The organism is Candidatus Thiothrix sulfatifontis (assembly GCA_022828425.1).
GTDB classification, from domain to species: domain Bacteria; phylum Pseudomonadota; class Gammaproteobacteria; order Thiotrichales; family Thiotrichaceae; genus Thiothrix; species Thiothrix sulfatifontis.
Genome location: CP094685.1, coordinates 1219298 through 1244840, shown reverse-complemented (window position 1 = coordinate 1244840; position 25543 = coordinate 1219298). Strand labels below are relative to the sequence as shown.

The 25543-nt window shown below is 51.4% G+C and carries 30 protein-coding genes; 5 read left to right on the top strand and 25 right to left on the bottom strand.

Going from position 1 to position 25543, the window contains the following annotated elements:
• Positions 1–187 precede the first annotated feature (187 nt).
• A complete protein-coding gene (gene wecA / locus L3K52_06360) occupies positions 188–1261 on the top strand; it encodes a UDP-N-acetylglucosamine--undecaprenyl-phosphate N-acetylglucosaminephosphotransferase (GenBank protein UOG93351.1) in 1074 nt (357 codons plus the stop codon).
• On the opposite strand, the gene L3K52_06355 is transcribed toward wecA, so the two are convergent.
• From L3K52_06355 to L3K52_06320, 8 genes are all read right to left on the bottom strand, one after another.
• Complete coding sequence (locus L3K52_06355) at positions 1215–2102, bottom strand: general secretion pathway protein GspK (protein UOG93350.1); 888 nt, start codon at positions 2100–2102, stop codon at positions 1215–1217. The genes wecA and L3K52_06355 overlap by 47 nt on opposite strands.
• Positions 2092–2709: a prepilin-type N-terminal cleavage/methylation domain-containing protein gene (locus L3K52_06350; GenBank protein ID UOG93349.1), complete on the bottom strand. Its 618-nt coding sequence runs from the start codon at positions 2707–2709 to the stop codon at positions 2092–2094. Before L3K52_06350 ends, L3K52_06355 begins: the two co-directional genes overlap by 11 nt.
• Entirely contained in the window at positions 2706–3101 is a 396-nt protein-coding gene (locus tag L3K52_06345; protein UOG93348.1) for a prepilin-type N-terminal cleavage/methylation domain-containing protein, read from the bottom strand. Before L3K52_06345 ends, L3K52_06350 begins: the two co-directional genes overlap by 4 nt.
• Positions 3085–3531, bottom strand: a complete 447-nt coding sequence (locus tag L3K52_06340; protein ID UOG93347.1) for a GspH/FimT family protein — start codon at positions 3529–3531, stop codon at positions 3085–3087. The genes L3K52_06345 and L3K52_06340 overlap by 17 nt, the downstream gene beginning before the upstream one ends.
• Positions 3506–3949 carry a type II secretion system major pseudopilin GspG gene (gene gspG, locus L3K52_06335; protein ID UOG93346.1) on the bottom strand — a complete coding sequence of 148 codons (444 nt, stop codon included), beginning with the start codon at positions 3947–3949 and terminating at the stop codon, positions 3506–3508. The genes L3K52_06340 and gspG overlap by 26 nt, the downstream gene beginning before the upstream one ends.
• Positions 3950–4003: 54 nt before the next feature.
• Positions 4004–5239 (bottom strand): type II secretion system F family protein, encoded by a 1236-nt coding sequence (locus L3K52_06330; GenBank protein ID UOG93345.1) that lies wholly within the window; start codon positions 5237–5239, stop codon positions 4004–4006.
• Entirely contained in the window at positions 5226–6959 is a 1734-nt protein-coding gene (gene gspE / locus L3K52_06325) for a type II secretion system ATPase GspE (protein ID UOG93344.1), read from the bottom strand. The genes L3K52_06330 and gspE overlap by 14 nt, the downstream gene beginning before the upstream one ends.
• A gap of 88 nt (positions 6960–7047) precedes the next feature.
• A complete protein-coding gene (locus L3K52_06320; GenBank protein UOG93343.1) occupies positions 7048–7881 on the bottom strand; it encodes a DUF3025 domain-containing protein in 834 nt (277 codons plus the stop codon).
• 94 nt (positions 7882–7975) lie between these two features.
• Here L3K52_06320 and L3K52_06315 point away from each other — a divergent pair, with 94 nt between their 5' ends.
• Positions 7976–8524 carry an SPOR domain-containing protein gene (locus L3K52_06315; GenBank protein UOG93342.1) on the top strand — a complete coding sequence of 183 codons (549 nt, stop codon included), beginning with the start codon at positions 7976–7978 and terminating at the stop codon, positions 8522–8524.
• 14 nt (positions 8525–8538) lie between these two features.
• On the opposite strand, the gene L3K52_06310 is transcribed toward L3K52_06315, so the two are convergent.
• The 4 genes from L3K52_06310 to rpoH all read right to left on the bottom strand — a co-directional run bounded on the left by L3K52_06310 (position 8539) and on the right by rpoH (position 11770).
• The gene (locus L3K52_06310; protein UOG93341.1) at positions 8539–8976 is read right to left on the bottom strand and encodes a hypothetical protein; all 438 of its coding nucleotides are present in this window, start codon (positions 8974–8976) and stop codon (positions 8539–8541) included.
• Between the two features lie 23 nt (positions 8977–8999).
• Complete coding sequence (locus tag L3K52_06305; GenBank protein UOG93340.1) at positions 9000–9752, bottom strand: type VI secretion system amidase effector protein Tae4; 753 nt, start codon at positions 9750–9752, stop codon at positions 9000–9002.
• A 58-nt stretch (positions 9753–9810) separates the two neighbouring features.
• Complete coding sequence (locus tag L3K52_06300; protein ID UOG93339.1) at positions 9811–10413, bottom strand: HNH endonuclease; 603 nt, start codon at positions 10411–10413, stop codon at positions 9811–9813.
• 487 nt (positions 10414–10900) lie between these two features.
• On the bottom strand, positions 10901–11770 hold the full coding sequence (gene rpoH / locus L3K52_06295; protein ID UOG93338.1) for an RNA polymerase sigma factor RpoH: 870 nt from the start codon (positions 11768–11770) through the stop codon (positions 10901–10903).
• A gap of 160 nt (positions 11771–11930) precedes the next feature.
• Here rpoH and L3K52_06290 point away from each other — a divergent pair, with 160 nt between their 5' ends.
• Together L3K52_06290 and L3K52_06285 are read left to right on the top strand one after the other, a co-directional pair.
• Positions 11931–13052 carry a hypothetical protein gene (locus L3K52_06290; GenBank protein ID UOG93337.1) on the top strand — a complete coding sequence of 374 codons (1122 nt, stop codon included), beginning with the start codon at positions 11931–11933 and terminating at the stop codon, positions 13050–13052.
• A gap of 125 nt (positions 13053–13177) precedes the next feature.
• Positions 13178–13435: a hypothetical protein gene (locus L3K52_06285; GenBank protein UOG93336.1), complete on the top strand. Its 258-nt coding sequence runs from the start codon at positions 13178–13180 to the stop codon at positions 13433–13435.
• A gap of 58 nt (positions 13436–13493) precedes the next feature.
• Here the strand turns inward: L3K52_06285 and L3K52_06280 are convergent, their stop codons facing one another.
• The 4 genes from L3K52_06280 to L3K52_06265 all read right to left on the bottom strand — a co-directional run bounded on the left by L3K52_06280 (position 13494) and on the right by L3K52_06265 (position 17294).
• Positions 13494–14117, bottom strand: a complete 624-nt coding sequence (locus L3K52_06280; GenBank protein ID UOG93335.1) for a DoxX family protein — start codon at positions 14115–14117, stop codon at positions 13494–13496.
• Positions 14118–14192: 75 nt separating this feature from the next.
• Positions 14193–16082 carry a 1-deoxy-D-xylulose-5-phosphate synthase gene (gene dxs / locus L3K52_06275; GenBank protein UOG93334.1) on the bottom strand — a complete coding sequence of 630 codons (1890 nt, stop codon included), beginning with the start codon at positions 16080–16082 and terminating at the stop codon, positions 14193–14195.
• A 70-nt stretch (positions 16083–16152) separates the two neighbouring features.
• On the bottom strand, positions 16153–17046 hold the full coding sequence (gene ispA / locus L3K52_06270) for a (2E,6E)-farnesyl diphosphate synthase (protein ID UOG93333.1): 894 nt from the start codon (positions 17044–17046) through the stop codon (positions 16153–16155).
• A complete protein-coding gene (locus tag L3K52_06265; protein ID UOG93332.1) occupies positions 17046–17294 on the bottom strand; it encodes an exodeoxyribonuclease VII small subunit in 249 nt (82 codons plus the stop codon). Before L3K52_06265 ends, ispA begins: the two co-directional genes overlap by 1 nt.
• 161 nt (positions 17295–17455) lie before the next feature.
• On the opposite strand from L3K52_06265, the gene L3K52_06260 reads away from it, so the two are divergent.
• Positions 17456–18070 carry a DUF2914 domain-containing protein gene (locus L3K52_06260; GenBank protein UOG93331.1) on the top strand — a complete coding sequence of 205 codons (615 nt, stop codon included), beginning with the start codon at positions 17456–17458 and terminating at the stop codon, positions 18068–18070.
• 71 nt (positions 18071–18141) lie between these two features.
• Here L3K52_06260 and zapD read toward each other — a convergent pair whose 3' ends face one another.
• From zapD to L3K52_06215, 9 genes are all read right to left on the bottom strand, one after another.
• On the bottom strand, positions 18142–18963 hold the full coding sequence (gene zapD / locus L3K52_06255) for a cell division protein ZapD (GenBank protein UOG93330.1): 822 nt from the start codon (positions 18961–18963) through the stop codon (positions 18142–18144).
• A 59-nt stretch (positions 18964–19022) separates the two neighbouring features.
• The gene (gene coaE, locus L3K52_06250) at positions 19023–19622 is read right to left on the bottom strand and encodes a dephospho-CoA kinase (GenBank protein ID UOG93329.1); all 600 of its coding nucleotides are present in this window, start codon (positions 19620–19622) and stop codon (positions 19023–19025) included.
• A 72-nt stretch (positions 19623–19694) separates the two neighbouring features.
• Complete coding sequence (gene rpsT / locus L3K52_06245) at positions 19695–19961, bottom strand: 30S ribosomal protein S20 (GenBank protein ID UOG93328.1); 267 nt, start codon at positions 19959–19961, stop codon at positions 19695–19697.
• An 87-nt stretch (positions 19962–20048) separates the two neighbouring features.
• Positions 20049–20903, bottom strand: coding sequence for a ParB/RepB/Spo0J family partition protein (locus L3K52_06240; protein ID UOG93327.1), 855 nt, complete (start codon positions 20901–20903; stop codon positions 20049–20051).
• Complete coding sequence (locus L3K52_06235; GenBank protein ID UOG93326.1) at positions 20897–21694, bottom strand: AAA family ATPase; 798 nt, start codon at positions 21692–21694, stop codon at positions 20897–20899. Before L3K52_06235 ends, L3K52_06240 begins: the two co-directional genes overlap by 7 nt.
• Positions 21695–21708: 14 nt before the next feature.
• Positions 21709–22287, bottom strand: coding sequence for a 16S rRNA (guanine(527)-N(7))-methyltransferase RsmG (gene rsmG, locus L3K52_06230; protein UOG93325.1), 579 nt, complete (start codon positions 22285–22287; stop codon positions 21709–21711).
• Between the two features lie 3 nt (positions 22288–22290).
• Positions 22291–24162, bottom strand: a complete 1872-nt coding sequence (gene mnmG / locus L3K52_06225) for a tRNA uridine-5-carboxymethylaminomethyl(34) synthesis enzyme MnmG (GenBank protein UOG93324.1) — start codon at positions 24160–24162, stop codon at positions 22291–22293.
• Positions 24163–24175: 13 nt separating this feature from the next.
• Positions 24176–25147 carry a biotin synthase BioB gene (gene bioB / locus L3K52_06220; GenBank protein UOG93323.1) on the bottom strand — a complete coding sequence of 324 codons (972 nt, stop codon included), beginning with the start codon at positions 25145–25147 and terminating at the stop codon, positions 24176–24178.
• Between the two features lie 10 nt (positions 25148–25157).
• Positions 25158–25541, bottom strand: coding sequence for a hypothetical protein (locus L3K52_06215; protein UOG93322.1), 384 nt, complete (start codon positions 25539–25541; stop codon positions 25158–25160).
• Between the last annotated feature and the right edge of the window lie 2 nt (positions 25542–25543).

Genomic DNA, 25543 nt, shown 5'->3' with positions numbered 1-25543 from the left:
AATGGCAGTTAAACTACCGCCCATCTGAACACTTAATCCCACCCTGTCCACTAATCAGAATTATTGCTCACTTAGCCTCAAGAAATAACTAAAATCAATCATCACTTACTACAATAACAAAATAAGAAAGCTAGTCAGAAACCCCGAGGACAATATGCTTATAATATCGCTAATCACGAGTCTGTGCATGACAGGGATAGCACTCTATTTATTGAAACCCGTGGCTTACCACGCCAAATTATTAGACATTCCCAAAGGACGTAAACAACACAAAGGTGCTATTCCGCTGATCGGCGGTATGTCCATTTTCATCGGCGTTGCCACGGCAGTGATGCTAACCCTTCCCAATGATGCCGCCGTTACCAGTTGGCTATTGTGCGCTTTAGGCATTGTGTTATTAGGTGTCGCGGATGATGCCGAAGACCTCTCAGTCAAATTGCGGATTATGATGCAAGTGCTGCTCACGTTGGCGTTATGCATTGGCACTGGCGCGTCACTGGCTAACTTGGGCGATTTATTGGGCATGGGTGAAATCGACTTAAGCGTCTTCAGCTACCCGTTCACCGTTTTAATCGTCTTGGGCGTGATTAATGCCTTCAATATGATCGACGGTATTGATGGGTTACTGGGTTCGATTGCCATGGTCGCACTGTTGAGCCTGATTACCTTGTTTAGCCTCTCCACGCACGCCACGTTGTTGAGTATTGGCGTAATCTTCGTCGCTGCCCTGATCCCCTACCTGATGAACAATTTGGTGCTACCGCCGTTTAAAGAGAAAATTTTCATGGGGGATGCCGGTTCCATGCTCATCGGTTTAAGCATCAGTTGGTTGCTGATTGAAGGCACGCAAGACCCAACGCATCCAGCCTTCCGCCCTGTCACTGCGTTGTGGTTGATTGCCCTGCCGCTGATGGACATGGTACGGGTGATTCTGGTGCGTCTACGTGATCGCCGCTCACCGTTTGCGGCTGGGCGCGACCATCTCCACCACCTATTGCTGGAAATTGGTATGAGCAAAGGTGCAACATTGGCAACAATGGCTATGCTTGCCGCGATATTCGCCAGTATTGGCGTGCTCAGCGAATACTGGCACACCAATGCCAGCGTGATGTTCTACGGCTTCTTGCTGACCTTCTTGGCGTACCTGTTAGCGGTCGCGCCCTTGGTTCATGCAGAAAAAGGCAGCCTGAAACGCTGGATTGAAGCCGCCACCGTTACTCAAACTGCGCGGAAGATTCTTGCAAGATACGGAAATAATTAACAAACGGCGGGGTTTGCCCCGGATTTAGCCGCAACGACCGCTCTTCAAAATACGGAGGAGCGGTTTCGTCGGAGTACACTCTGATTTGCATCCGGTACAAGGGTTGTTGCGTAGGGTCGAGAAATTCCGCACCGAAATCGGGTTGCACGTATTCACCGTCGGATTCAGCGCGTTGCTGCATATACGCATCGACTTTCGCCGCATCACCCTCTGCTAACAACAGCAAAGTTTGACGCGGCGCTAACATCGGGTTAATGCCCTTGCCACCGGAATTTACGGTCAGCAAGCGTGTCAGGGCTTGATAAAGTGGCGGCGTCATTCCCAATACTTGCTGCAATTCCTCAATACGCTCAAATGGCGCATCTTTTGCCCCAAATGGCAAACCCGCGCTGTCATAATCAGCGTCTTCTGCGCCGTTGATGCGTTTTAAGTCATCCACATCACGGAAGTCTTCCAAGGTATCCAACATCCGCTCAATCGCTGATTCATCCAACCCGGCTTGTTTAAGAATCAAGCGAATCAACGGCGGGCTGGCAAAACCAATATCCACCAGACCATTTTCGCCGACGACACGAATTTCCACTTTGGAACCTTCATACTCCCACAGCAAAGGAGCGCCGCCGAGCTTGAGTTCACGGTCTTTATTGGGCAGGAATAATTGCATCACCGCGTAGTGTGCCGCCGCATCCGCCACGGCTCGCGCTTGCGCACTGCGGCGAGCGTAATCCACCATGCTGGTTTCGGTGCGAGTGGCGTATAACAGACTAGCTGCCAACGTCATCATGACCATGATCATCCATAACACCACGATCATGGCAACCCCGGATTGTTTATTTTGCATAATCAGTTACCTGTGGCAAATCCACCAACAGCTCCGGCCAAGCGCGTTCTTTATCCGCCAAGGTGAGTTTCAGCATATCGGGGTAGCGCGGCTTGTCTTCCCAATCGGATGTCCAATCAGAATCGTTGCCCGCTTCTTCCGCCCCGAAATACTCGAATTCCGCCGCTTGCAAGCCCTCGAAAATCAAAACGGGTTCGGCTTCAGCAAACGCATCCTTCCACGTCAGTTCCGGGCGATACGGGGCAAACAGCATTTCCAGTTTCTTACCGTCTTTATCACCGACAATATTGAGTTCGATCAGAAACACCCCGCCCTGATGCTGCAAGGGTTGCAAGGGCGCGGCATAGCGCAATGACGTCGCTGTCCCCTCAAACGCATACACTTTGGCTTCTTTTTCACCGGCAATGCGCACCACCATCGCCTGCCCCAACTGGCGGCGCAGAAAGTCACTGATCAGGCGCATGTCTTCAGTTTTATTCATGCGCGTATCTGCCGCATCCCAACTCCGCGCAATGGTATTGAAACTGGCGAATAACGCGAGAAACAGCAAGGAAACCAACGAAAACGCAATCAACATTTCCAGTAAAGTGAAACCGCGTTGCCTCATGTCGCCTCCCCAAAACGCAGGGAGGATAAGTGGAATTCACGTGAGCTATCGCCACTTTTCCACGTCACAACCACTTCAACCCGGTAAAGTTGTAAAGCGACTGGCAGTTTTTCCAATGCCTCGCTGAGTTCGAGCGGAGACATTTGCACTTCCCAACGGTAGCCTGAACCTTGTTCTTCACCGCTGACGTTGCCTTCTTCCACCTCGATCTCATTGCCCACCGCTGCTAAACGGGATTCGGCGACCTGTATCGCAAAGCTGTATTCATCCGCCAACGCCACACTGCGCATCGACGAACCAAACAATTGCAGCAAGACCCCGACCACCAAGCCCATGACCACGAAAGCGACCAGCACTTCGAGCAGGGAAAAACCTTTATTGGATTGAAACACGCCCCGTCACCCATTCCACATTGACCTTGTAGGTCTGTTGGTTGTGCGTCAATTCCACCGAGCCACCGGTAGAACTGCCATCAGGAAAAAAGCGAATGCCGCCCTGATTGGCGGCATCGACTTCGGCGGAAGTGGTGTTGATTTTGGCAGTAATCGCCGCACTGAGCTGGCGCTCCTCAGCGGTTGCGCCCCCGTCAATCCAGAAACGTTTTTCCTCAATCTGCATTTTCCACAGCGTCGGCTGTTGACGCATCACCGCTTGCGCCCGCGCATGACGCAAACTCGCCGCGACTTCGCGACTGCTTTTGCGCAATACCGGGCCTCCGGAGAGTGACGTTGCCACCACCCCCATCAATAGCCCGCCGATAACCAAGACCAGCAGAACTTCGAGCAGGGTGAAACCCTTATTTCCAGAGCGTAATGTCGGCATCTTCGCCTTCACCACCGGCGGCACCGTCTGCGCCAAATGACAACAAATCATACGGCTGACCGTTACTGCCGGGGCGTTTGTATTGATAGTCATTGTTCCACGCATCTTTGGGCACTTCGCCTTTTTTCAAGTAAGGGCCATTCCAGCCACGCGCACTCGACGGCGCGGTCACTAACGCTTTCAAACCGTCGGCGGTGGTGGGGTAACTGCCCACTTCCAAACGGTACATATCCAGCGCCGCACTGATGTTTTCAATCTGGACTTTGGATGACTGTGTTTTGCCCTTGCCAAGGTATTTCATGGCTTGTGGGCCGACGATCCCGGCAATCAAGCCGAGAATCACCAGCACGATCATCAGCTCGATCAAGCTGAAGCCGCCATGAGCGGCAGACCGGCGGGATTGAGATTGGATTCGCATATTAACTCCTTGTTATTTATTATAATTTCAATAGTTTGTGGTTTTCTTGGGAAACTATTTAACCAAATCAGCCATATTGATCATCGGTAACAATACCGAACCAATAATCACCAAAATGGCAAGCGCCATGATCAGAATCAGCACCGGCTCCAGCAAGGCTAATAGCTGTTTCACCGAGGTTTTGACTTCATCGTCGTAAATATCGGCGACTTCACGCAGCAATTCTTCCATGCGCCCGGTTTCTTCCCCGACGCGCAACATATGCAAGGCGTAAGGGGGAAACACGCCTTTGCTTAATAATGTACGGGTGAGGCTTTCGCCTTGCTTAAGGCTGTCGGCGGACTCTTCCACTGCCGCTGCCATGACGCGGTTGCCCACGGTGTTTTTGGCGATTTTCAACGCACCCAGTAACGGCACGCCATTGTGTAATAACGTGCCTAAGCTGCGCGAAAAGCGGGCGGTTTCAATCTTACCGACCAGCCCCCCTACCAACGGCCAGCGCAACATACTGCGATCCAACCCAGTACGTGCCTTTTCATTGCTCAATACGTATTGCACCAGCATTAGCAGTAGCAAGAATCCGCCCAATACTGCCCACCAATAGTCACGCAAGGTCGCCGCCGCACCCATCACCACTTTGGTAATCGTCGGTAACTCCGCCCCCATATCACCGAACATTTGCGCAAATTGCGGCACCACAAACGCCAGCAACGCAAAAATCGACACCACTGCCACAAACGCCAAAATCGCCGGGTAAATCAATGCCGAAATAACCGTACCGCGCAATTCCTTCGCCCGCGCCATGTATTCCACCAAACGCGCCAAAGCATCGTCAATCGAACCGCCAGCCTCCCCTGCCCGCACCATATTGACGTAAAACTTTGAAAACTTGCCGCTGGTTTCCAGTGAATCCGCAAAGCGCTTACCGCTACGTACTTGATTTTGAATACCTTGCACCAATTCCAATACCGGCGGTTTATCGCCAATTTCCAGCAGAATGCCCAAGGCACGGTCTAACGGCAAACCTGCCCGCAACATGGTCGAAAGTTGCTGCGTCAGCGCCATAATATCGGGTTGGCTCACCGTTTTGCTGGCAAAAAATCCCTTGGATTTTTTTTGCGCAGCGTTGTTGACGGACGCATTAGATGCCGCTTTTCCCGCCACAATTTTGATCGGAATCAGCCCTTGAGCATTCAGATTTTCGGCGGCTTGCGCTTCATTCGCGGCTTCTAATCTGCCTTCTTTTGCTACCCCTTGGGGAGTAATCGCTTTGTAACTATACGTGGGCATTCGGGGTTTCCTCCGCCACGCGCAGCACTTCTTCCAAGGTGGTCACGCCTTTAAGCGCCTTGTACAAACCGTCTTCGTACATGGTGCGCATTCCGCCTTTACGCGCTTGTTCTTGTAACACTCCGGCATCTTCATGCTTGAGGATTAAGCGCCGCAAGGGGTCATCCATCAGCAACACTTCGTGAATGGCACTGCGGCCTTTGTAGCCAGAATTGCCACACGCACTACAGCCTTTGGCGTGCCACAAACGCAATTCCCCTTCCGGTTGGTAATGGCGCAAACCCAATTCTTGCTCGATTTCTGGCAATACCGGATGTGATTCGCGGCATTGCGGACACAAACGGCGCACCAAGCGTTGCGCCAGAATGCCATTCACGGTGGAAGTGATCAGATAATCCTCAATCCCCATGTCCATGAGACGGGTAATACCACTCGCTGCATCGTTGGTGTGCAAGGTGGAAAGCACTAAGTGACCCGTCAACGCCGATTGAATCGCAATCCGTGCCGTTTCCACGTCACGCATTTCCCCGATCATAATAATGTCAGGGTCTTGGCGCACAATGGAACGTAATGCGTCCGCAAAATTCAGCCCGATTTTGGGATTGGCTTGAATTTGGTTAATGCCTTCGAGTTCGTATTCCACCGGATCTTCGACCGTCAGCACTTTGTTTTCTGGGGTATTCAATTGCGTCAGGGCGGAATATAGCGTGGTGGTTTTGCCCGAACCCGTCGGCCCCGTGACCAGAATAACCCCGTGCGGCGCATCCAATTGCTGCTGCACCTTGCGTAAATTGTCATCGGAAAAGCCCAGCGTATTCAGATCCAATTTGACACTGTGCTTATCCAGCAAACGCATGACTACACTTTCGCCGTGCATCGTCGGCACGGTGGAGACCCGCATGTCGATTTCTTTACCTTGCGCCCGCATCTGAATGCGCCCGTCTTGCGGTAAACGGCGCTCGGCAATATTCAGCCGTGCCATCAATTTGAGGCGTGAAATAATCGCGGCGGTCAATTGTGGCGGTGGCGATTCGACTTCGTGAATCACCCCGTCAATCCGATAACGCACTTTCAGGTGGGTTTCAAACGGCTCAATGTGAATATCGGAAGCGCGTTGCGTCATCGCATTGGTCATAATCTGATTCACCAAACGAATCACGGGCGCTTCACTCGCCATGTCTTTGAGGTGTTCAATGTCATCCAGATTGTGATCTTGGCTGGTAATTTCAAATTCATCGTCACCACCCGCCCCCGACTCCTGCTTGCTGGCTTCTCCGCCGTACAAACGTTCGATATTGGCACGAATTTCGGTCGGCAAACCCAGCAGTGGCTCAACCAATTTGCCGCTTGCCATGCCAATCGCCTGACAGGTAAAGGCGTCTTGCGGGTTAGACATTGCCACCACCAAACGCTCTTCTTCCGCTTGCAAGGGGACAATTTCAGCATTGCGCATGTAATTAATGGCAATGCCGAGGTTTTCGACGGGTAATGAAGGGTAGTCTTTGCTCAGAGCCATGCGCACGTTCAGATGACGTGATAACACGAATGCCACTTCTTGTTCGGTGAGCATTCCTAAACGGACTAGCACGCTGCCCAGTGGCTGACGGATTTCCGCCTGCGCCCGCAGCGCACGTTCCAAATCAGCGGGTTTGAGTTTGCCTAGTTTGACCAGCCTTTCGCCAAACAGTGCGGCTGGAGCATGGGATGTCGCAACCTGCATAATCGTATTTCTTTATTATTGTAATTCGGCATTATTCTAGGGATGAAAATAAAACATGCAAGCAGTTTCCCCCCGAACGGTCGGATAATTACGCGGCAATGATTTTCACCGTGCGCTCACGATTCTTCTCACGGAAATAGCCCCTGTCCCGGTAAAATTCCAGCGTCGTATTCTCCCACCAACCGGGAACCCCCAACAGCGGAAAAGGATTCAGGCAAGCGGTGGAAGCCAGCCCACCGTGCTGCAAGCGCCCGGATACCACCTGATCCAGATAAGCGTGCTGTTGCGCCAACGGCAAATGGAAAAACGCGGGGGTGACTTCCACCAACAGCGCATGAGCGGTTACGCCCACATACGGCGTCAGCATTTTTTCCAGCGTGGCATGACCAATCATGAAACACGCGATTTCCTGCCCCCACGCCGCCCGTTCTTCCCAGAACAAGGTTTCCCAGGCGAAATCCAACACCTGCTGCAATAGCTCGCGGCGACTGGCAACGATGATCACCCCGCTTTCATCCAATACCGTTAACGCATCGCGCTGGGGGGTGCGCGGTTTTCCGTACTGCTGAATGTCGGCGGCGTGCACGGCATTAATCATCACCTTGGTGTGTGGAAACACGCTCCACATCAAGGCATTAAAAAAATCGTGCCAATTCGCGCGTGTCGCCACCATGCCATGCTGAAAAATGCGTTCTTCATAATATAACTCAGGAAATGGCAGCGTATTATCTTGTGGAAAAAAACGCAGTGGCAACCCCGACTGTGCACACAGCGCCGCTGGCAACAATTGATTCAAGCATTCACATGCAGGCCAGTGCATTAATCCCGCCCAACAACGACGGTTCTGCAACTGCTGAAAGCACGGGTGCACGGCATCAAAATCAGCATTCCAAGTGTCAAGTGGCATCGCGAGTCCGTTCATAACCAAAACCCTGAATTTTAACGCAACTCAAGCTCCCTTATCGCGGTCTTTTTAGCTATAGTCATACAGCGGTAACAGATCAACAGAGGTCGGAGTGAAGCATTCCAGTAGCGTGTCATCGAGTTCCTTGCGTCAACAACGCGGTTTTGTGTTTAAAATGATTCATTCCCTGATATTGGTAGTGGGTGTGGTCAGCCTCGTGGTGTTGTATAAAGCCGGGAAATTGCCCTTTATTAATTACCCGGTTGATCTTTCAAGCTGGAATCTCGGCAATGGTAATATCAGCAATGACGACTCGGACAATAACACCGTCTGGGAATCCACCAACAACTATATCCAAGCCCAACAGCGCAAGTATGTGCCCGTCATTCGCGAAGATGAGAACACGCGCTATACCAACAACCGTTACGCCGTACAGGTAGCAGCAGGCTATGATTCTAGGCAACTGTACGGTTGGCGAGACGCCCTTGCTCAAGATGGCTACGATGCTTATCTGGTCAGCCTGAATACCCCACGTGGGCTAATGTTCAAATTACGGGTTGGCGCATTCGCCTCCCGCACTCAAGCCGAAACGTTGCAAAGCAAACTCCGCAACCGTTACCCCACCAATTTTGGCGAAAGTTTCATTGTGGAAGGCGATTGAACTCCAAGCCCTTGTTATTGCGCAAACAAATCGTACTGGAAGTTTTGCAAGCCCTGATCCGCGCAGTGCACACTCCCCTGCATAATGTAAGCAGAGGGTGTAACCGCCCCGCCCTTGATGACCAAGCCCTGTACCTCTTGCCCGCAGCGATTGCCCTTAACGGACGTACCCACCACGGCAACCACCGCCGTGGTTTTATCGTGCCGATAAACTTGCACGCCTGCCGTCCCCGGTGATTTCATGAAATAACACGGTGCCATTGGCTTAAGCCAAACAGGTGGCGCCGTTTTGCCCACTTGCAACTGACACCCGCCACCGTTGTCACTTAACACCAAAGCGAAGCCTGCGGCTTGCGTCTGATCGGTGACGTGCGGCGTTGCAAAGCGTTCAGGCAACACCAGCGCTTGGTTATCCGGCTGCTTATCCGGTTCGCAAGCAGTCAAGAGCAGCATTAAACTACCTGCCACCCAGTAGGTTAATGAACGGGCCAGAACCATACTTCCTCCGAACGCTCAAAGTAGTCCAAGGAACCGTCTGCCAGCGCAGGGCCTTCCCAGCCCGGATTTTTTTCACGCATCAAAATGCCAGTGCCATCCCACAAGTCGATATGATCGCCCTGATTGCCTTCACCCCAGAAATTGTGAAAACACACAAAACCCGTGCGCCCCACAAACGCGCCCCATGACACATTGCTACGAATTTCTACCGCGCCAAAGCGCCCCGGATTGCGGCGCATCCAATCCGCGACCTCCCGCGCCCGCAAAGTATGGCCTTTGTGCCCGCTATACCAGCAAGTGGTTTTGTCATAGCCTTGAAGTAAATTGCTGCGCAATAAACAGGTGCCCATGAGGATGGCACACTGATTCCCAAAATGAGGGTTGCCCTCCGTGTCACGGCATGGAAACGTTTCGCCGGTCTCAACGGTTGGATGGTTATTCCACACCAGCCGAAACCCTATATTAGGCCCTTCCTGTGGCAGAACCTGTTCCAAGATTCCCACATCAATATCAGGCAGTGACGGCGTATTTTCTAACGTTGTGAGTGCAGGAGGGCGCGGCGGCGGGGGTGGCAAGGAAGGCGCAATCTCTAATTCCGCCACAATAGCCGCGCGTTCGGCGGCGGAGATAACGGGTGGTGTCACTGGCGGCGGACTCACCACAACAGGTGCGGCAGGTCGGGGACGAAACAATGACAACAACCAGTTCCAGAACGAATTTGATTCAGGCATAGAATACTCCTTGATGGACATGCCATGACTATAGGCAAAAATCCGCACAACAGCCCGCTTAAAATCCTTTCAATTGCCCACGTTCGCGTAACTTGCTGGTTCGCGGGAAATGCGCACTCAAGAATTCCATCTGGTCAGCAAGAATATTGCGCCCCTGCAAAAAAATGTATTCGGCATAGGTTGGCTGAAACGGAACTGCCAACAGCGGCATGTGCGCCTGCTCCGGGGTACGCCCACCTTTACGGCTATTACACGGCTTGCAAGCGGCTACCACATTCGTCCAACGATCCGGGCCACCCAGCACCAACGGGCGCACGTGATCGCGGGACAGATCTCGTTCCTGAAAAGGTTGCCCGCAATACATGCAAATGTGGTTATCACGCCGGAACAGCAAGGGGTTACTGAGCGGTGGCACATAATGCTGGTGTAATTGCTGTTTGCTGCCGTGCGTGGCAATGATGGAATTCAAGACAATCTGGCTGCGTTGCCCGGTGATGGCATTAATGCCGCCCCGAACGGCGAGAATAGGTGTCCCGCAGGTGTAAGCCACTTGCTCGGAATAATACAATTTGACTGCCGTTTGGAAATGAATCCATTCCAACGGCATCCCGCTAACGTCAGTGCGCAGGATTAGTTGGTTTAAGCTGATCATGTGCTGCATGATCACAGATTTCTGACATAAATCAAGTACGCATAATATTCTTCATGAAGTTGTCATCGCTCGCCAAAATCCTTGAGCCATGTCAAGTTTCAACGCCTCCACTTCAGGCACACTGCATCCATTCATTGTTTTAAAGATATTCTGAAAGGAGATCACCATGTTTAGTTTTGATTATGGCTTGCCTGCTGCGATCGTGATTGCGCTAATTCTGTTCGGATGGTTCAGCTTTTTCTCGGTGGTCTTTTCCTAACACCATACTGGTCGTCTTGCCCGCCTTGACGCTTCCTGATCTTGTCAGGAAGACGCTATTCCTTTATCCTCTTGCCTATAAATATTTTAGAGGTATATGGGTATGTTTAGCTGGGATTTTGGTATTCCGATGTTGATCGTGGTGGGTTTGATTACGATGGCGTGGTTCAGCTTCCTTTCGGTAGCTTTTTTCGGTTAAGTATTGCATTTCGTAAAAAGGCCGCTAATGCGGCCTTTTTTATGCGGCTTCCACCACGGCTAAGCGCAATTTACTCACCGCCGCATTTTCCAATTGGCGAATGCGTTCCGCCGACACATTGTATTTATCCGCCAGCTCGTGCAAAGTTGCTTTTTCTTCAGCCAACCACCGACTTGCCAAAATATCACGGCTACGCGCATCCAAATTAGCCAAAGCGGTTTGAAAACGCCCACGGGTATAAGTATCCCACTCTTCGGCTTCCAACATTTCCGCTGGGTCAGCCGCTTCTGCTACCAAATACTGGCTAGGGGAAAAATTGGCGGAATCGTCATCATCCTGGTCAACGCTGAGGTCAAATGAAACATCGTGCGCACTCATGCGCTTTTCCATTTCCAATACTTCAGCGGTCGTCACGCCCAAATCGTCAGCCATCGACTGCGCTTCTGCATGATTCAACCAGCCCAAGCGCTTTTTGCTGCTGCGCAAATTGAAGAACAGTTTGCGTTGCGCTTTGGTCGTCGCCACTTTGACGATTTTCCAGTTGCGCAAAATGAATTCGTGAATTTCGGCCCGAATCCAATGCACCGCAAACGAAATCAGGCGCACATTCATATCCGGGTCGAAACGCTTCACCGCTTTCATCAAGCCAACGTTGCCTTCTTGCACCAAATCACCCAGTGGCAAACCGTAACCGCTGTAACCACGCGCAACTTTCACCACAAAACGTAAGTTGTGCAAAATGAGCTGCCGCGCGGCTTCCAGATCACTGGCGTATTTAAGGCGTTCGGCTAATTCACGTTCTTCTTGTACTTCCAACACCGGAATGGCGTGAATCGCGTGGATGTAACTTTCCAGATTCCCCACCGGAACTGGAAGTGTCTGCCCTTTGAGCATCATTGCGTTGATCATGCGTGATCTCCTCATTTGCTGATTGCACTATCTTAGCACTCCTCACCTTAGAGTGCTAATAACCCATTTGGTTGCTGTTTTAATTTGATTCATGCCACGTTATTTTTAACACATTATGCTCTATGGTAGTGCATAAACAGATAAGCAGAATATTATAACAATGAACCGTGAAGAACAGACTCTTATCCAGCAACAAGAAGCCGTCATTCAGGAACGCGACCAGATTATCCGCGCGTTAGAACAGCGTTCTCGCGAGATTGAGCAACTATCCAGCCAAAAAGAAAAGTACATGCTGGAACGCGAAGACCAAATCCACATCCGCAACCGCCGCCTCGAAGAAAAAGACCATCACATTGGCAAACGCGACCGTGAAATCGAGAATCGCGACAAACAAATCAGCAAACGCGACACCAGCGTTCAAGAACTCAGCCAACAACTCGAAGCCCTCAACCGTTGGGTACGCGATCACCAACAGCGCATTTACACCCAAGAACAACTGCTTAGCGAACGCAACCGCCACCTTTCCGAACGTGACCGCCAGCTTCAAGAACGTGATCAACACATACTGCAACGTGATCAGAAACTGCGTGATGTTGACCAACGGTTGCAACGCCGTGATGACCTGATTTTCGAGAAAGATCAGCAAATTCGCCAACGCGACCATCTGGTGCGCCGCAAAGTGGATCAAATCAGCCAGCGCAATGAGCAATTAGCCGAACAATCCCGCCTGTTGCACGAAAAAGACCGCATTTCACAAGCACGCGAACAACAGCTACTGGAGCAAAATCAGCAAACGCTTGCCAAAGACCAGCACCTTGCCACCCGCGATCAAACCATTAACGAACGCGAACGCAGCCTGCAACGCCGCGATGCCCAAATTGCCGCGCAGTTTCAGCAACTTCAGGAACGTGATAAAGAAATTGCGCAGTTCAATGCACTCTTACTGGAAAAAGATCAGGTCATCCAACAATACCAACGCCAGCAACAACAGCTTGCGCAGCAACTCCGTGAACTCATCGAAAAGCAGCACACCCAGGAAAACAATCTGTTACAACAACTCACCGCGCTCACTGCAATCGTTAGCCAATCCCAAGAAAATGCTCAACATCAGCAAGCATGGGAACACAAATTGGAACAGCGTGACAAAGTACTCAATCTTAAAGACACCATTATCGCGCAGTTAAACCAGCAATTGCTGCACAAAGAAAAAGCCCTACAACAACGGGATGTGATGTTGCAAAAACTGGGGCAACAATTGCGCGTGTACAGTGCAACCGGCTAAGCAAATTGATGTAGATCAACACATACAGCGTTAGCTGGCGTCAGATTGATAAGCATCAATTACCCTGAATTTCGTAGCGGCGGATAATGAAACAATTCAATCATTCACCCGCAAGGCAAGCACTCATGAACGAAAAATCTCTCACTCGCCTCATGTATACCCTGATTATTGTCGGGTTGAGCCTTGCTGCTATCGGGGTTGGACTGGTGATTTTCACTGACATTGTGACCGGGCACGGCGTACAAGGTATCGGATTAGTGGCAGGATTAATTGCTGGCGGCTTATTTCTGTCGATTCCTGCCAAAATTTACCTGACGCTCCAACTCATGAAGCGTAATGATGAGAAAGTCAAAGCGATGCGTGAACGCGGTGAAATACGTTAAGCCACCAAGCAAAAAGGCCGCCAAGTGCAGCCTTTTCGCCTAACAATCATGCTAACGGTTACAGTTTGTGGATGCCAGGCTCGTCAGTCGCATCAATTTCAAACGGATCATGGTGAGCCATTTTACTGTCAATGCGTTTCATGAAACCGCGATAAATGTACCAATCCAAACTGAACCAGCGCCCCGCTCCCATGAAAAACAAGGCCAGCAACAGCACGAAATACACCAAGTACGCTTCTGTCACAGTGTTTGTCATGTCGGTATAGCCGTGGCTCATAACCAGTTGTTGCATGGTAGTGAGGAATCCGGCTTCGCCCATCGCAATCAGCGCCAACACGACCACGACAAACATCAGCGCTAACACTACCCAACGCACCGCAAAGCCCAATACCAGCAAGATAGCAGCGACAATTTCGATTGTACCGATCAAAATCAGCAGGGTTTCTGCGCCGAGCCCCGATAAAACAGTGTTGCCCATTGCCACGGCACTTTGCTGAAAAGCCTCGGTATTGACCCAAGTCAAAGGATTATAAATCACAAAATCAGAACTGGAAAACAGCCCTAAGTGTTTAACGCCTGCCACCCAAAACATCGGGGCGAGGAACAAACGGATAACCAACGGCGCAATAAAATCAAAAATACGCATCCATTCGAGGCTGAAAAAGCCAACAAGAAACTTCATGAAACAACTCCTCACGAATTGGGAAATACAGACGAAATCAAACTTTTCAGGGGATTATAGTCGATTTCTGACACTTTAATGGGTACCGTATTGTGGCACAGGGTACAAGGTTACGCCATTGCGAATCCGCCCACCATAACCCGCGTTGACGCGTTGTACAATACCTGCCGCATCCAAACCACAACTGGCGAGTTGCTCCTCGCGCTGCGCGTGTTCGATGTAACGATCCGGCAAGCCCAGATTCAGCACTTCCACCACGATGCCCGCTTCGTGCAAATATTCGTTTACTGCGCTGCCCGCGCCACCCATGATCGCATTATCTTCCAGGGTCACTAACAGTTCGTGGGATTGCGCCAATTCCCGCAACATCGCTTTATCCAGCGGTTTGACAAAGCGCATATTGACCAGCGTGGCATTCAACTCAGTGGCGGCGGCTTGTGCTTCCAGCAAGAGCGAACCAAACAACACAATGGCAATCGCGTGACCAGTGCGCAACTTGATCGCTTTGCCTAATGGAAGCGCTTGCATCGCCGTTTGGGGTTCAATGCCAATCCCTTTGCCGCGTGGGTAACGTACTGCGGTGGGGCAGTCCATCTGAAAAGCAGTGTACAACATCTGACGGCATTCGTTTTCATCGGCAGGTGCCATCACGACCATATTCGGGATGCAACGCAAGAACGACAAATCGTAATTCCCCGAATGCGTAGGGCCATCCGCCCCGACCAAACCCGCGCGATCAATTGCAAACACCACCGGCAAATTCTGAATAGCCACATCGTGTATCAATTGATCATACGCGCGTTGCAAAAAGGTCGAATAAATCGCCACTACCGGCTTCAAGCCTTCACACGCCAAGCCCGCCGCCAATGTCACCGCGTGTTGTTCCGCAATCCCCACATCGAAATACCGTTCGGGGAAACGTTCCGAAAACGCCACCAAACCCGAACCCTCACACATTGCCGGGGTAATGCCTATCAAACGCGCATCCTGTGCTGCCATATCGCAGAGCCATTGCCCGAATACTTGCGTGTACGTGGGAGTGGATTTTTTTGCGTTAGTAACCAATCCCGTTTTCAGATTGAACGGAACCACGCCATGATAAGTGCAGGGGTCTTCTTCTGCTGGCTCGTAGCCTTTGCCTTTCTGTGTTAAGACATGCAGTAAACGCGGGCCTTTGATATTTTTGAGATTTTGTAAAACCCGCACCAGCTCTTCCACGTCATGCCCGTCGATCGGGCCGTAATATTTGAAGCCCATCTCCTCAAACAAAGTACCCGGCAACACCATGCCCTTCATGTGTTCTTCGGTCAACTTCACCAATTTTGACAGCGATTTGCTGTGCGACAGGGCTTTTTTACCGCTTTCGCGCATGGTCGAATACATGCGCCCGGTCAACAAGCGCGTCAAATATTTACGCAACGCCCCCACGTTGGGCGAAATCGACATTTCATTGTCATTGAGAATCACGATCAGGTCAGCGTCTAAATCACCCGCGTGGTTCATCGCCTCATACGCCATCCCCGCCGTCAAGGCACCGTCACCGATAATCGCCACCGAATGGTAATCTTCGCCTTTGTGCTGCGCGGCTAACGCCATGCCCAAGGCCGCGCTGATCGAGGTACTGGAATGCCCCACCCCAAAGGTATCGTATTCACTTTCGCTGCGTTTCGGGAAACCCGCCAAGCCATCTTTTTGGCGAATACTGCTCATCTGCTCGCGTCGCCCGGTGAGAATTTTATGCGGGTATGCCTGATGCCCCACATCCCACACCAGCTTGTCTCTGGGCGTGTCAAACGCGAAATGCAGCGCCACCGTCAGCTCGACCGTGCCTAAATTGGAGGAAAAATGCCCTCCGCCAGTGGAGACTGAATTCAGCAAAAATTCGCGCACTTGGGCGCACACTGCTGGCAATTGCTCCAGTTCTAACTGACGCAGGGCGTCAGGCGAATAAATCGTATTAAGCACGTTGGCTAACCCCTAATCGTCAAACCGTAAATATGGGTACTGTGGTGGGTTCTAATCTTGCTATTAGTATTTATCGTATGCGCTTAACCGTGAACTCGGCAATTTCACGCAACAAATGCGCCGATTCATCGAAGGATACCAAAGCGTCCAGCGCTTCGTCATACAAATCTTGTAGCTTGGTTTTGGATGCGGACAAGCCAATGATGGAAGGATACGTCGGCTTACCGGCAGCCTCATCAGCGCCACGGATTTTACCCAAGGTCTGGGTATCACTTTCCACATCCAAAATATCGTCCTGCACTTGGAACGCCAAACCGATGCATTTCGCAAAATGATCCAATTGTTGCAAGCGCTGCGCATCCAATGCTTCCACACTATACGCCGCCAATAGCACGCTCGCACGGATCAATGCGCCGGTTTTGTGGATGTGCATGTTTTCCAACGCTATCTCGGTCAGGGTTCCTCCCACGGCTGCCAAATCAAGCGCTTGCCCACCGACCATGCCGCGAGAACCCGCTGCCTGCCCCAGCAGCTCAATCATCCGCAAACGTTGCGCAGGTGAAGCTGTCATCCGGGGGTGTGCCGCCAATACTTGAAATGCCAAGGCTTGCAAAGCATCCCCTACCAAAATCGCGGTCGGCTCATCGAACGCTTTATGACAGGTTGGTTTACCCCGACGCAAATCATCATTATCCATCGCTGGTAAATCGTCATGCACCAGTGAATACACATGAATCAGCTCCACCGCAGCCGCTGGAATATCCAAATGCTCCGGCGCAATCCCCAAGGCTTCCCCGGTGGCATACACCAACAACGGGCGCATCCGTTTGCCGCCATCCAGCACCGAATAGCGCAGCGCTTGATGTAATACTGCCGGATGCGTCGTCGCCGGTGGCAAGACACTCTCCAACACCGATTCAATACGCCCCTGCCAAGCTTGCAAACGGTTACGCACATTCAGCATCAGGCATCCCCTTGCTGCGGAAAGTCACTTTCCTGACCATCCGCACTCAGCAATTTGACTCGTTGCTCTGCCGCTTTCAGCGCTTCTTGGCACTGTCGCGTTAATAACACGCCACGTTCAAATTCTTTGAGGGAATCTTCCAAGGATAACTCGCCACTTTCCATGCGCTGCACCAACGTTTCCAACGCCAGCATCGCGGTTTCAAAATTGGCTGGGGTAGTGCTGACTTCCGCCTGTTTTCTCGGCATACACAATCCTGTTCATGCGGGTAAATAAAGGTAGTAAAGCCTAAGTCGCCTTCAGGGGCAAGCCTAACTAAGGTATTCTTTGAAGAAGAGCCTACAAATACCGTAAACTATATCAAGAATATTATAATATTCTAATTATCAAATAATAGGAACGCGCAACCATGTTAAACCGTTATCAACAAGCAACCGCATACTTAATACTCATCGGCACGTTAGCGATTGGTACGCCGCTGAGCAAGGCGGAAGAAGCCGTTATTACTCATCCCACTAGCACGACTTTACCCGTGCCCTCAGCACCGCCCAATCCAGCGCCTGACAGCACGCTTGCACCACAAGTAACCCGCGCTGCATTCACCACGGGCATTACCGCCCGCGAACCCAATGACCAGTTAAACCGTGTCAGCGCAGGACAAAATATCTATTACTTCACAGAGCTGCTTAACCTGCAAGGGCGCGTTATCACGCATCGCTGGGAAAAAGATGGCGCATTCCAACTCGGTTTACAATTTCCGGTGGGTGGGCAACGCTGGCGCGTGCACTCTAACAAAATGATTGCCCCCAATCTGCCCGGTGCTTGGAAAGTCAGTGTCATCAATGACGACGGCTCAGTATTACATCAAGACACGTTAGTGGTTGAGGCAATTGCAGCGGTTGAACCCGTGACAGCAACCCCCGGAAGATTGCCAGAGACCTCGGCAGCACCGGCTGCTCCGCCCGTTAGCACCCCCAAGCCCGAACCAGCGCTTCAAGCCATTTGGGATACCTTACCGCGCTAAGCAATCTGCACCAGAAACGCACAGCGGGCTAAAAAGCCCGCCTGCCGTCATCTATTGCCTAAGAACTGTCGTCAGAAAGAACACAGTACCAAGGTAAAATTCACATCTTTTTGATTTTGCTTACCACGCTCTGCCAGCATGTCTGCATTCACAAAGCGCAGCGTGAAACGCTGTTTTCCTGCACTGATTTCAGGATAATAATCAACACTATCGGGCAGTTCCACCCGCATCATTTGATAAGGCTTACGCGTTTCCAGCATCGACTGGTAGAAACCTTCCTTAGCCACTTCTGCATGACGCTCACCGAAATCACGCACAATATTCAGCAACTCACGAGCGGCAGCATTGGCGGTCACATAAGGCTCAATCCATTCACGCAAATCATCAACTCGCACATTGATCGCTTGCTCTTGCCAATAATGGAACAGCGGAATATCAAAGCCATTCAAACCACCCGGCAAAGTGGAGCGTTGGCGCAAACTGTTGAAAAACGTATGAGTCTTCAAATGTTGCCCCAGTTGCCCGCGTTGCTGGTACAACACGTCGCTATGGTGGTTAAGCTTTTCTAATACTGCATCAAGACGTGTGGCATCCGCATCTTCACGGCGCAACAGCAAGCGTGCGGATTGCCCCATACGGTCAATTTCTTTCAAGATTTCACTTTTGACATCAAGGCGGGCAGAAAGATTGTACAAATCCAGCAACAAATGCAATGCCGCTACCGTATCCTCAGGTTTGGGATCAGCAGAAATATGGTATTGAAATCGCCCCATTAGCAATTCCAATCGCATAAACAAACGGATTTTTTCGTTTAACGGCTGCTCATAACCAATCATGTATGGCTCGGAAATTCGGCGAATATCTTCACTCAGCGGTTGTGCATAAATCATCATAAAACACTTACAAGCCCTATTGAATTGCCTTTATACCAAAAAGCCAACAGAACAAGCAACTAAGCTTCTGACAATTTCATGTATTTGAAATTTAAATCGTCAATTTTTTCATAAAAATCAATAATAGACGCAGCGTTGCTAACAATATCGTCAGCTTGCTGCAAACGTGCCGCGCGAGCAATTTGCGACTGCATGATAGACGTAATCACACCATCATCACTGCCGTCACGTTGCCGGACACGCAACACTTGCTGATCTGGCAAACAATCAATTACCAAGATTCGCTCGAAAAGTTGAGTATAGCCCTTTTCAAACAATAGGGGGACGTCAACGATCACATAAGCGCTGTGCGCACAAGCAGCAATTCTGGCAAGGATTTCAGCGCGAATGCGCGGATGAAGAATCGATTCGAGTTGCTGTAAGCGTGCCGGGTCACTGAAAACGGTTTGACGCAACCACGCACGATGAAGCGCACCATCGGCTTGAAGTGCCTGTAAACCAAAGCGCTCAGCAATTTCCTGCAACGCTGGCTGCCCTACTGCGACGACTTCACGGGCAATGAGGTCAGCTTCAATAACTGGAACACCCAGTTCCCGAAAACGCCGCACTGCCGTGGATTTGCCACAACCGATACCGCCAGTTAAACCAACCTTTAGCATAAACACCACACAAACGCGAAAGGCCGGTAGTTAACAACCGGCCTTGAAAAACGCATCAAACCAATCGAATGATTAGGCTTGCAGCGCTTTAATGTGTGCGTTCAGACGGCTTTTGTGGCGTGCTGCTTTGTTCTTGTGAATGATGCCTTTGTCAGCAATCGAATCAATCACCGGCACCGCCGCTTGGTAAGCAGACAGAGCAGCTTCGCGGTCGCCAGCGTCGATAGCACGCAGAACATTTTTAATTTGTGTACGTAACCGTGTGCGCATATGACGGTTGTGCATACGGCTTACTTCGCTCTGGCGAACACGTTTCTTAGCTGAAGCTATGTTAGGCAAGGGTATTCTCCCGAAAAACCAATCCGAAAAACAAGGCGCGTATTATGCAGCGATTCCGTCTTCGCAGCAACACCTTGAGCATAAAATTTACTGAATATGACCCAGAATTCCGTCAAGCTCATCTAAACTGTTGTATTCAATGACTAACTTACCTTTGCCGGTGCGGTTGTAGCGAATCGCCACCTTAGCACCAAGGGTATCGGCAAGGGTTTGTTCTAACTTTAAGACATCGGGTGATGGCTTGAATTCAGGTGTTGGCTTTTGAGCGGTGTCTAACAGGCTTTTAACGAGGCGCTCGGTTTCGCGTACCGACAACTGGCGTTCAGCAACTTTTTGCGCCGCGTCGATTTGCTGTTGACCTTGCAGGGCTAACAAGGCACGAGCGTGCCCCATTTCAAGCTGTCCGGCATCCACCAAGGCTTTGGTTTCTGGCTGTAACTCCAGCAAGCGCAGCAGATTGGTGACAGCCGCACGCGAACGCCCTACCGCTTCAGCAGTTTGTTGGTGAGTCAGACCGAATTCGTCAATTAAGCGCCGCAATGCACCGGCTTCTTCCAACGCATTCAGGTCTTCACGCTGGATATTTTCAATCAGCGACATGGCGGCGGCGGCTTGGTCGGGAATTTCACGCACGACCGCAGGAATTTCATGCAAATCTGCCAACTGTGCCGCCCGCCAACGGCGTTCACCGGCAATCAGCTCGTATTCACCACCGCCAAGTTTGCGCACCACCACCGGCTGCACCAAGCCATGCGCTTTGATGGAATCAGCCAGCTCTTGTAAAGCATCAGGATCCATGCGGGTACGGGGTTGATACTGACCGGGGCGAATGCGCTCAATGGGAAGTTTTTTCAGAACGGTATCATCCGCCTGTTCACCGTCGCCGCGTACTGAGCTGAGCAGTATGTCGAGACCACGACCCAAAGCCGGTTTTTTTACCATGCCTTCTCTCCATCCGCTGCCACTTTGCTGGAATCTTTGCGCAGCATTTCGGCAGCCAAGGCGAGATAAGCTAATGCACCGCGTGAGCCCTTGTCGTATTCCAACACCGATAAGCCGTGGCTAGGGGCTTCTGCTAAACGAATATTGCGCGGGATAGCGGTATTGTAGACTTTGTTGCGGAAAAATGCCTGAATCTGCTCGGATACGTCACGCGATAAGTTGCTGCGCGGGTCGTACATGGTGCGCACCAAACCCATGACTTGCAGCTTAGGGTTAGCCGTCTGAGTAATGCGTTCAATCGTGCCGACCAAGGCGCTCAAACCTTCCAGCGCGTAATATTCGCATTGCATGGGAATAATTACCCCATCTGCTGCCACCAGTGCATTAACAGTGAGCATATTGAGGGAAGGAGGGCAATCAATCAGGATGTAATCGTAATCATTGAGCAGGGGTGCAAGCGCATCACGCAAATGGTATTCACGCCGCTCACGGCTCATCAACTTGACTTCGGCTGTCGTCACATCCGGTGAGCCAGGTAATACATGCAAAGAACTGTTGGGCAGCTCCTCCAAAATATCAGCGGCATGAGCTTCGCCCAACAGCACATCCGTCAAGGTGACGGCTTGCCCGTGCTTTTCTAAACCAACACCCGTGGTGGCATTGCCTTGCGGATCCATATCCACCAGCAGGATACGGCGTTTCATGGCCGCTAAAGAGGCGGCTAAATTCACAGTGGTGGTGGTTTTGCCGACGCCGCCTTTTTGATTGGCAATGGCGATAACTCGCGTCATGAAATGGTTCTCGCTTATACGTGCTGTAATTCCAACAGATGCCGTTCCGCATCCAGACTGGGTACGTGCAGGGTGTGTTGCGCCATGACTTGCCAGCCACTGGGCAACGCTGCCAGTTCGCTGTCAGGGTAGCGCCCCTTCATCGCGTAGAGGATACCATTTTCGCAGGCATGTTTGCCGGTAAAGGTCACAAAATCCTGTAGGGAAGCGAAAGCCCGACTGATAATCGCGTCAAAACACCCGACAGGCTGCCAGCTTTCGACGCGCGTTTGGATCACGCTCACGTTAGACAAGCCCAACTCCAACACCGCTTGCTGCATGAAACGGGTTTTCTTGCCATTGGTGTCGAGCAAGGTGAATTGACGTTGCGGCTGAATGATCGCCAGCGGAATGCCCGGCAACCCTGCCCCGCTGCCGACGTCAAGGCAAGTCGTGCCCCGTAAATAGGGCGCAACACTGAGGCTATCCGCGATATGCAGAGATTGCATTTCAGCCGGATCACGCACCGCTGTCAGATTGTAAACTTTGTTCCAGCGTTGCAATAATTGCAGGTAACGGTTGAGCAATTGTTTTTCACGAGCATCCACCTCCATCCTTCAACCTGCCTTTTTCAAATGCACCAGCAATAAGGAAATCGCGGCGGGGGTAATGCCGGGAGTCCGCGCCGCTTGACCTACTGTCGCGGGGCGTTGCATTTGCAATTTCTGGCGCACTTCGTTGGACAGACCGCGTACTTGGGTGTAGTCCAACCAATCAGGCAAACGGGTTTCTTCGTGGCGACGCTGCTTATCGATTTCGTCGTGCTGGCGCTCAATGTATCCGGCGTATTTGCACTGAATTTCGACTTGTTCCGACACTTTTTCATCGGTCACGGGGCTGCCGACCGCTGGCAAACTGGTTAAGGCGGCATACGTGACATTGGGGCGGCGTAGCAGGTCGTGTAATTTGTAATCGCGTGACAATACATCGCCGAATACCCGCTGGCTGTCTTCGGCACTGACGGCTGAAGGTTGCAATACGGTGGCGCGTAGCCGTTGCTGTTCTTGTTCAATCGCTTCGCGCTTGTCACAAAATGCTGCCCAGCGCGTCTCATCGACCAAGCCTAGCTCGCGTCCTATTTCGGTCAAGCGCAAATCGGCGTTATCTTCGCGCAGCAATAAACGGTGTTCCGCGCGGCTGGTGAACATGCGGTACGGTTCTTTCGTGCCTAGCGTGATCAAATCATCAACCAATACGCCGAGGTAAGCTTGATCACGGCGCGGATACCAGCCGGACTTTTCTTGGGCGTATAAACCGGCGTTCAAGCCTGCGAGCAAACCTTGCGCGGCTGCCTCTTCGTAGCCCGTCGTGCCATTGATTTGCCCCGCGAAAAACAAACCCTGCACTGCTTTGGTTTCCAAGGTAGGCTTGAGATCACGCGGATCAAAGAAATCGTATTCGATCGCATAGCCGGGACGGGTGATATGCGCATTTTCTAAGCCTGCCATTGAGCGCACCAGCGCGTATTGCACATCAAACGGCAAGCTGGTGGAAATGCCGTTAGGGTAAACTTCGTGCGTGTCCAATCCTTCGGGTTCGATGAAAATCTGGTGGCGGTCTTTGTCGGCAAAGCGCACCACTTTGTCTTCAATCGACGGGCAATAGCGCGGACCAATACCTTCGATGACCCCCGAGTACATCGGCGAACGGTCTAAACCGCCACGGATAATCTCGTGGGTTTCGGTGTTGGTATAGGTGATGTAGCACGAAATTTGCGGCGGGTGTTCATCCACATTGCCCAGAAACGAAAATACGGGCGTGGGGGTATCGCCGGGCTGTTCTTCCAGCTTGCTGAAGTCGATACTGCGGGCATCAATGCGCGGTGGTGTACCCGTTTTCAGGCGATCCACGCGGAACGGCAGTTCTCGTAAACGTTGCGACAACGCAATCGAGGGCGGATCACCCGCACGTCCACCGGCATGATTGCTCAACCCAATGTGGATTTTACCTGCAAGAAACGTTCCTGATGTTAGCACCACAGCACGGGCAGAAAAGCTCAAGCCCATTTGGGTACGCACCCCAACAACTCGCTCCCCTTCCACCAGCAAATCATCCACGGCTTGCTGGAACATCTGCAAATTGGGCTGATTTTCGACGATGGTGCGAATCGCCGATTTGTAGCGAATGCGGTCAGCTTGGGCGCGAGTCGCCCGTACTGCTGCACCTTTGCTGGAATTGAGGATGCGGAATTGGATGCCACCACGGTCAGCCGCATGTGCCATTGCGCCGCCCATTGCATCGACTTCCTTGACCAGATGACCTTTGCCGATACCGCCGATAGCGGGGTTGCAGCTCATTGCGCCGATGGTTTCGATATTATGAGTCAGCAGTAAGGTGCGCTGCCCCATGCGGGCGGCGGCAAGCGCGGCTTCGGTTCCGGCGTGTCCGCCACCGATGACGATGACATCGAAAGATTGGGGGTAATGCATGATGCCCTGCTCCTTACATGTGAACGCTGCCAGCCTGCCCTGCTTCCGCCTGAATCCCCAGACGTGCAAACAGTTGCTGGTCATGATTCGCGGCGGGGTTATCAGTGGTCAATAATTTTTCGCCATAGAAAATCGAATTTGCACCGGCAAAAAAGCACCACGCCTGCATTTCATCGGTCATCTCGGTACGACCTGCGGAGAGGCGCACATAAGATTTCGGCATCATAATGCGGGCTACCGCCACGGTTCGGATAAACTCAAACGGATCGAGTTTTTCTACACCTGCTAATGGCGTGCCTTCGATTTTAACCAAATCGTTAATGGGCACCGACTCAGGGTGAAATTTCAGATTCGCCAGTTGCTGCAATAAACGCGCCCGATCTTGACGGGTTTCCCCCATGCCCAAAATACCGCCAGAACACACATTGATACCCGCATTGCGCACATGCTCCAGCGTATCCAAGCGGTCTTGAAAGGTACGCGTGGAAATCACGTTACCGTAAAATTCCGGCGAGGTATCAAGGTTATGATTGTAGTAATCCAACCCCGCATGTTTGAGACGCTCCGCCTGTCGGTCGGTCAACATGCCCAAGGTAACGCAGGTTTCCATCCCCAAGCCTTTCACCGCCTGCACCATTTCGATGACGCGCTCAAGATTTTTATCGGTAGGATTACGCCATGCAGCCCCCATGCAAAACCGGGTTGCACCTTGAGCTTGTGCGATTTGAGCGGAGTCGATCACTTCTTGCAAAGGCAGTAATTTCTCGCGCTCCAAGGAGGTATCGTTTTTTGCACTTTGTGAACAATAGCCGCAATCTTCCGGGCAAGCTCCGGTTTTAATACTCAACAAGGTGCTAATTTGCACTTGATTGGCAGGGAACTGCGCGCGATGCACTTGATGCGCCTTGAACATGAGGTCGCTAAACGGCATGGCTAACAAAGCATTAATTTCTTCGATGTGCCAATCATGACGTAATTCAGGCATTTTTCATTCCTCAGTGAAACGACGGCTTAACAGTATCTTGCCAAGTTTCACGATTGATTCGCAAGAGTTGGCGAACAGACAGGGGCACTAACACCGCAATACAGACAAGCCACAGTGCCCACCACCAATTTACAAAAAAATCGCCAGGGGCAAAGGTTAATACCGGCACCAAACCGCCTGCTAATCCATAATAATGGTAAGTAGCAATTTGCGTGTAGTAACCCACTCGCGGATTGGGGTGATGACGTAGCATTGCGTAAACCAATATTCCGGCGCCAAACCATAGAATAAACACCGGGAATGGAATCAGTACTGCTAAAAAATTGCCATAATAGAAAAACTTAGCCGTTTTGCGAGCGCTCTCTGCGGTCACTATTTGCGGATCATTTTGCATAC